This is a genomic window from Mesorhizobium sp. M7D.F.Ca.US.004.03.1.1 (assembly GCF_003998635.1).
GTDB classification, from domain to species: Bacteria; Pseudomonadota; Alphaproteobacteria; order Rhizobiales; family Rhizobiaceae; genus Mesorhizobium; species Mesorhizobium loti.
Window position 1 is genome coordinate 1 of sequence record NZ_RZQG01000274.1, and the last position, 6,713, is coordinate 6,713.

General features: G+C 61.6%; 7 protein-coding genes and 1 pseudogene. 6 read left to right on the top strand and 2 right to left on the bottom strand.

Annotation, left to right across the window (positions count from 1 at the left end; translation table 11 throughout):
- From EN935_RS42100 to EN935_RS16875, 6 genes and pseudogenes are all read left to right on the top strand, one after another.
- Positions 1–200: pseudogene (locus EN935_RS42100) on the top strand (hypothetical protein); the annotation flags it as partial.
- A 120-nt stretch (positions 201–320) separates the two neighbouring features.
- Positions 321–1,019: a DUF2161 domain-containing phosphodiesterase gene (locus EN935_RS16855; protein ID WP_109671271.1), complete on the top strand. Its 699-nt coding sequence runs from the start codon at positions 321–323 to the stop codon at positions 1,017–1,019.
- Between the two features lie 56 nt (positions 1,020–1,075).
- The gene (locus EN935_RS16860; protein WP_164548695.1) at positions 1,076–1,483 is read left to right on the top strand and encodes a DUF930 domain-containing protein; all 408 of its coding nucleotides are present in this window, start codon (positions 1,076–1,078) and stop codon (positions 1,481–1,483) included.
- 186 nt (positions 1,484–1,669) lie between these two features.
- Positions 1,670–2,329, top strand: a complete 660-nt coding sequence (locus tag EN935_RS16865) for a TerC family protein (protein ID WP_109671270.1) — start codon at positions 1,670–1,672, stop codon at positions 2,327–2,329.
- Between the two features lie 147 nt (positions 2,330–2,476).
- Positions 2,477–3,790: a 30S ribosomal protein S12 methylthiotransferase RimO gene (gene rimO, locus EN935_RS16870; RefSeq protein ID WP_109671269.1), complete on the top strand. Its 1,314-nt coding sequence runs from the start codon at positions 2,477–2,479 to the stop codon at positions 3,788–3,790.
- Between the two features lie 99 nt (positions 3,791–3,889).
- Positions 3,890–4,996, top strand: coding sequence for an acyltransferase (locus tag EN935_RS16875; RefSeq protein WP_109671268.1), 1,107 nt, complete (start codon positions 3,890–3,892; stop codon positions 4,994–4,996).
- 44 nt (positions 4,997–5,040) lie between these two features.
- Here the strand turns inward: EN935_RS16875 and EN935_RS16880 are convergent, their stop codons facing one another.
- Together EN935_RS16880 and EN935_RS16885 are read right to left on the bottom strand one after the other, a co-directional pair.
- Positions 5,041–6,108, bottom strand: a complete 1,068-nt coding sequence (locus tag EN935_RS16880) for a BMP family ABC transporter substrate-binding protein (protein ID WP_109671267.1) — start codon at positions 6,106–6,108, stop codon at positions 5,041–5,043.
- 51 nt (positions 6,109–6,159) lie between these two features.
- A partial coding sequence (locus tag EN935_RS16885; RefSeq protein WP_164771168.1) for an ABC transporter permease occupies positions 6,160–6,713 on the bottom strand: 554 nt, incomplete at its 5' end.

Below are 6,713 nucleotides of genomic sequence, written 5' to 3' on the forward strand. Positions count from 1 at the left end.
CAGGCGTGACATTCGCGCCCAACCTCCCGAATGGAGCCATCATGTATCGCACACTCGCTCTCGCCGGCATGGTCGCAGGACCGGCACTCGCTGCCGGCGGCAGCGGCGTTGCGCTGGCAAGCTTTCGCCATCGCGAAAACCTGGTTCGGGCAATGATCACCGGGCGAAAACGCAAAGCCGAACCGGCCGATATCGCCTGAGAATCCGTAGCGGATTGCGTAGGCCGCCAGATTCGACGGCATCGAGCGGGTTGCTCGATGGCTTCGGGCAGCCACGAGGTCTGAAGGCTTTTCGCCTCGAATCGGCTAAACCTTCGAGGCATGAACGAGACCTCACTCTATGCGCCGGTGAAGCGGTTCCTCGAAAACCTGGATTTCGTCGTGAAAGGCGAGATCGGTGGCTGCGATATCGTTGCATTGCGCGAGGGGGAGCCGCCTGTCGTTGTCATCTGCGAACTGAAGCTGCAGTTCAATCTGGAACTGGTGCTGCAAGGCGTCGATCGCGCGGCCGCCTGTGACGAGGTGTGGCTTGCCGCGCGCCTATCGGCCCGCGGCAAGGGACGCGAGAGCGATGCCAGGTTCCGCAATCTCTGCCGCCGCCTTGGCTTCGGTCTGCTTGGCGTGACCGCGACGGACCGGGTCGAGGTGCTTCTCAGCCCGATCGCGCCGGCACCGCGCAACAATGCACGCCGGCGCTCTCGCCTGGTCGACGAGCACCAGCGCCGTCGCGGCGATCCTGTTGCTGGAGGAGGATCGCGCAATCCGATCATGACGGCCTATCGCCAAAGCGCCCTCGCCTGCGCTGCCGCCATGGTGGACGGACCCAGGCGCCCGCGTGATCTGAAGGCGCTGACGCCGCTCGCGCCGAAGATCCTGCAGCACAATGTCTATGGCTGGTTCGCGCGCGTCGACCGCGGCCTCTACGATCTCACCGATGCCGGCCGCGCCTCGTTGGTCCGTTGGCCGCAGGCATCGCATGATGAATCCCGACACGCAATTTTGAACGCATCGGCCATTTGATTGATGATGCCTGCGGGGTCCGAGCCGGTCCCGTTGGTTGATTTCTCCGACAAAATATGTTGCTTGTCCCGCCCATGAAGAAACTCTGCATGACCGCCTTGGCGTCTGTGACACTGAGTTTTCCAGCCAACGCAATGGACAGTGCATTGCGCGCCGGCTTGATGAAACTCGATCCCCAAACCCGTCTTGAACAGCGTTGTGACGCCGAAGTGCTCGACCGGATCACCCACGACGATCGCAAGTTCAAAGCCGATCGCGTCGTCGCCTACGCCTTCGCGACGCCCGAGATGGGTGCTGATGCAATCAAAAGCCCCGGCGCTGCGTTTCGCAGCAACGGGCAATGGTACCGGCTGAAATTCAAGTGCCAGACGGCGCCCGACCATATGGAAGTTCTGCAGCTCCGCTACCGGATCGGTGACGAGATTCCGGAAGCAGATTGGGCAAAGTACAATCTCTACGATTGATTTATGATCGGCCGCGGCGGTTTTGCCCGGCTGCCGGCGAGTGCTGCAGAGTCTTTGATCCGGTTTTGACCTGAAGATGCTTCGGTGAGGTCACCACGAGTGATCCCTTGACGCCAAGGGACCACCAAGTTAGGGCCGTCTGGATAATCGACGAACACTCGGCAAACCAGCAAGGGCTTCCGGTCGATGGACATTTTCAGCGCTGCCAGCCTGACCGCCCTGCTCCAGGTCATCGCCATCGACCTCGTGCTTGCCGGCGACAATGCGATCGTCATCGGGCTTGCCGCTGCCGGCCTGCCGGCCGAACAACGCAAGAAGGCGATCCTCATCGGTGTGCTGGCGGCAACGGTGCTGCGCATCGGCTTTGCCGCGGTTACCGTCAAGCTGCTGGCGATCGTCGGCCTGCTGCTGGCTGGCGGTATCTTGCTGCTGTGGGTCTGCTGGAAGATGTACCGCGAGCTGCGCACGTCCCATGCCGATGAGCTGGAGGCGACCGAGGCGCTGTCGAACTCCGATCTCAACAGCGACAATGCGGTGGCCGGCAAGACGAAGCGCAAGACGCTCGGCCAGGCCGCATTGCAGATTGTCGTCGCCGACGTGTCGATGTCGCTCGACAACGTGCTGGCGGTCGCGGGTGCCGCGCGCGATCATTTCCCGGTGCTGGTCATCGGCCTCGTGCTGTCGATCGCGCTGATGGGGCTCGCCGCGACTTTCATCGCAAAACTGCTGCATCGCCACCGCTGGATCGCCTATGTCGGCCTGCTGATCATTTTCTATGTCGCGTTGGACATGGTCTATCGTGGCGCGGTGGAAGTCTGGCCGCATCTAAACAACGCGGTCAGCTGAGGCTGCCGGCCTGCCTCGTCTTCGATCCGCAAAGCGAGGTCCGCAGCGCAATCGCCATGCGTTTTGCCGCATCGCAGCCGTGCCCATACCAATGCCGCAATAAGTGTGGTACTGCGCCGGCAATCCTGAAAAGCCCGGAAACCCTCTATGTCCGCTCCTCGCGTGAGTTTTGTCAGTCTTGGATGCCCGAAAGCCCTTGTGGATTCGGAACGCATCATCACGCGCCTGCGCGCCGAAGGCTACGAGATCGCCCGCAAGCATGACGGCGCCGACCTGGTCGTCGTCAACACCTGCGGCTTTCTCGATTCCGCCCGCGACGAGTCACTCAATGCCATCGGCTCCGCGCTTTCGGAAAACGGCAGGGTCATCGTCACCGGCTGCCTCGGCGCCGAACCGGATGTCATTCGCGAGAGGCACCCCAATGTGCTGGCGATCACCGGACCGCAGGCCTATGAGAGCGTGATGGCCGCCGTGCACGAGGCCGCACCGCCCTCGCACGACCCCTATATCGATCTCTTGCCGCCGCAGGGCGTCAAGCTGACGCCGCGCCACTACGCCTATCTCAAGATTTCCGAAGGCTGCAACAACCGCTGCACCTTCTGCATCATTCCCGCTCTGCGTGGCGACCTCGTCTCGCGACCGGCGGCCGATGTGCTGCGCGAGGCCGAGAAACTGGCCAAAGCTGGCGTCAAGGAGCTCCTGGTCATCTCGCAGGACACCAGCGCCTACGGCATCGACATCAAGTACCAGACCAGCATGTTCGGCGACCGCGAAGTCCGTGCGAAATTCCTCGATCTCTCCGAAGAACTGGGCAAGCTCGGCATCTGGGTGCGCATGCACTATGTCTACCCCTACCCGCATGTCGCCGATGTCATCCCCCTGATGGCGGAAGGCAAGATCCTCCCCTATCTGGATATCCCCTTCCAGCACGCTTCGCCGCAGGTGTTGAAGAACATGCGGCGGCCGGCGCATGGCGAAAAGACGCTCGAGCGCATTCGCGGCTGGCGCGAAATTTGCCCGGATCTGGCCATTCGTTCGACCTTCATCGTCGGCTTCCCCGGCGAGACGGACGATGATTTCGAGATGCTGCTCGACTGGCTCGATGAGGCGAAGATCGATCGCGCCGGCTGCTTCAAATACGAGCCGGTCCGGGGCGCCCGTTCCAACGATCTTGGGCTCGAACAGGTCCCGCAGGAGATCAAGGAGGCGCGCTGGCACCGCTTCATGCAGCGCCAGCAGAAGATTTCGGCGACGCAGCTGGCCAAGAAGGTCGGCAAGCGCTTGCCGGTGCTGATCGACGAGGCGCATGGCACATCGGCAAAGGGCCGCACCAAATACGACGCGCCCGAGATCGACGGCTCGGTGCATATCCAGTCGCGCCGCCCGCTGCGCCAAGGCGACATCGTCACCGTCAAGATCGACCGTGCCGATGCCTACGATCTCTACGGTTCGGCGGTTTGACGGGCCCGTATTTACTACATCTAGCGATAGTTCAGCCGTCTTAACCCGCTCAGCCGCGATCCGCTCTATGGTTTCCGGATCGTAAAAGCGGGAACTCGGATGAACACCAGACCTGCTGGGCAGGATTACATCGCGACGTTGGACCTGCTCAGGCTGGCGGCGGCACTTGCGGTTGTGTTTTTTCACTATTTCTTCCGCGGCGCGGCGGCTGAAGGCTACCTTGCCGAGGGCTATCCGCTTGCCGCACCGGTGGCTCTCTACGGCTATCTCGGCGTCAATTTGTTCTTCCTGATCAGCGGCTTCGTCATTGCCTGGTCAGCGGAAAACCGCAGTTGGGACCAGTTTGCGATCGCGCGGTTCGTTCGCCTCTATCCGGGCTTCCTGCTCTGCATGACGATCACCTTCGCGATTATCGCCCTTGCCGGCTCACCGCTGCTTTCAGCCTCGTTCAGCCAGTATGCCGCCAATCTGTCGATGTTTGCGCCAGCCTTCGGCCAACCCTTCATGGACGGCGTCTATTGGTCGATTGTGCTTGAACTGGTTTTCTACGGTTGGGTGACGCTGGCCCTGTTCACCGGGCTCTTCCAGAAACGCAAGCTGGAGCTGATCCTCGTCTGGCTGGCGATCTCGGCCTTGAACGAATTCTTCCTCGGCAGCGGCGCGGTTCGATTGCTGTTCATCACCGAGTTCGGGCCGTTCTTCGCCGCCGGCGTGCTGGTCCACCACCTCCATGCGCATGGCCGTTCACTGCTGGCCCTGCTGCTGCTTGCCGCTGCATTCCTGATCTCCTGCGGCACTCTGTCGGTGACGCAGCATTGGATGCAGAACCACTACGGCATTGCCGTTTCGTCGGCCAATCTGGTCGTTGCCAATATCGTCATGCATGGCGCGCTGATCGGCGCGGTCCTGCTGCGCTGCCGTGTCAGGCCATCCTCACTCACTCTAGCCTTGGGCGGGCTGACCTATCCGCTCTACCTGCTGCACCAGGAGATCGGCTATCTCGCTATCAATGCCGCAGCACCCCTGGTCGGGAAATGGTTTGCCGCCTTTGGCTGCATTGCGCTCATGCTCTCCGCTTCGTGGGCGATCTGGCGCACCTGCGAACGACCCGCGCAGCGGCTGCTGAGGATTTGGCTTGGCCGCGCGGTCGATGCTGGACTGGCTCGATTTCGTCGCGTCTCGGTTAAGGCGCAGCCCGCCGAATGAAAAGGGCGCCTCGCGGCGCCCTCTTCATTGATATCTTGGGCTGCTTACTGCGGCAGCTTGTCGTCGACGCCCTTCACATAGAAGTTCATGCCGAGCAGCGTGCCGTCGTCGGCGACTTCGCCATCCTTCAGCCAAGGCGTGCCGTCCTGCTTGGCAACCGGTCCGGTGAAGGGGTTCCAGCCGCCGGCGATCTTCTTTTCGGTCGCCTCAGCCATCGCCTTCACATCGTCGGGCATGTTGGTGAAGGGGGCGAGCTTGACCGCGCCGTCCTTGATACCAAGCCAGACATTGTCCGGCTTCCAGGTTCCGTCGAGGGCTGCCTGGACCCGGCTGATGTAGTAGGGACCCCATTCGTCGGTAAGTGAGGTCAGCTGCGCGTTCGGCGCGAACTTGATCATGTCGGAGGACTGGCCGAAGCCGTGCAGCTTGCGCTCTTCCGCCACCTGCAGGGCAGCGGTCGAATCGGTGTGCTGGACGATGATGTCGGCGCCCTGGTCGAACAGCGCCTTGGCGGCGTCGGCTTCCTTGCCCGGATCGAACCACGAGTTCACCCAGACGATCTTGGCCTTGAAGTTCGGGTTGATCGACTGTGCACCGAGCATGAAGGAGTTGATGCCCATCACCACTTCGGGGATCGGGAAGGAAACGATGTAGCCGGCAACGCCGGCCTTCGATTCTTTTGCGGCGATCTGGCCGAGCACATAGCGGCCTTCATAGAAACGCGCATTGTAGATGCCGAGATTGTCTGATGTCTTGTAGCCGGTTGCGTGCTCGAACATCACCTTTGGGAATTTCTTGGCGACCTTCACTTCCGGGTCCATGAAGCCAAAGGATGTACCGAAGATGATCTTGCAGCCTTCGCGCGCCAGACGCTCAAAAGCGCGGTCGGCGTCGGGGCCTTCCGAGACGTTTTCGAGATAGGCGGTTTCGACCTTGTCGCCGAGCGCCTTCTCCACTTCGAGACGGCCCTGGTCGTGCTGGTAGGAATAACCGAAGTCGCCGATCGGGCCAGTATAGACCCAGCACGCCTTCAGCTTGTCCGCGGCCTCTGCGGTTGCCGCCAGCGATAAGGCGGCGGTCGTGGTCATCAGGGCAATAAGCAGTTTTTTCATTGTGTTACCTCTCTGAGTTAAGCCTTGGAGCTTCCCGTTTTGTTTTTGTTGTCAACGATCCGGAACGAATGGCTGCCCCAAGGAAGCCGGCGTGTTCATCATCGTCAGACGCTTGTTGCGCGAGATTAGAACGAGAACCACGACGGTTGCCAGATAGGGCAGCGAAGAAAGGAACTGTGAAGGCACCGGAATGCCAAAAGCCTGTGCATGAAGCTGTCCGATCCACACCGCGCCGAAGATGTAGGCGCCGGCCAGCACCCGCCATGGCCGCCACGAGGCAAACACCACCAGCGCTAGCGCGATCCAGCCGCGGCCGGCACTCATGTTCTCCACCCATTGCGGCGTGTAGACCAGCGACAGGTGGCCGCCGGCGAGGCCGGCACAGGCGCCGCCGAAGATGACCGCGAGATAACGGTAGCGGATGACCTTGATGCCGAGCGCATGCGCCGACGTATGGCTGTCGCCGATCGAGCGCAGCGTCAGCCCGGTACGGGTCTTGAACAGGAACCACATGACGGCAGCGGTCAGGGCAATTGAGATGTAGAAGATCGGATCCTGGCCGAACAGCAATCTGCCGATCACCGGGATCGAGGTCAGGCCAGGGA

Excerpts from the sequence above, each read along its gene's own strand:
- EN935_RS16855 (WP_109671271.1), top strand. The coding sequence starts at position 321 with ATGAACGAGACCTCACTCTATGCGCCGGTGAAGCGGTTCCTCGAAAAC.
- EN935_RS16860 (WP_164548695.1), top strand. The coding sequence starts at position 1,076 with ATGTTGCTTGTCCCGCCCATGAAGAAACTCTGCATGACCGCCTTGGCG.
- EN935_RS16865 (WP_109671270.1), top strand. The coding sequence starts at position 1,670 with ATGGACATTTTCAGCGCTGCCAGCCTGACCGCCCTGCTCCAGGTCATC.
- rimO (WP_109671269.1), top strand. The coding sequence starts at position 2,477 with ATGTCCGCTCCTCGCGTGAGTTTTGTCAGTCTTGGATGCCCGAAAGCC.
- EN935_RS16875 (WP_109671268.1), top strand. The coding sequence starts at position 3,890 with ATGAACACCAGACCTGCTGGGCAGGATTACATCGCGACGTTGGACCTG.
- EN935_RS16880 (WP_109671267.1), bottom strand. The coding sequence starts at position 6,108 with ATGAAAAAACTGCTTATTGCCCTGATGACCACGACCGCCGCCTTATCG.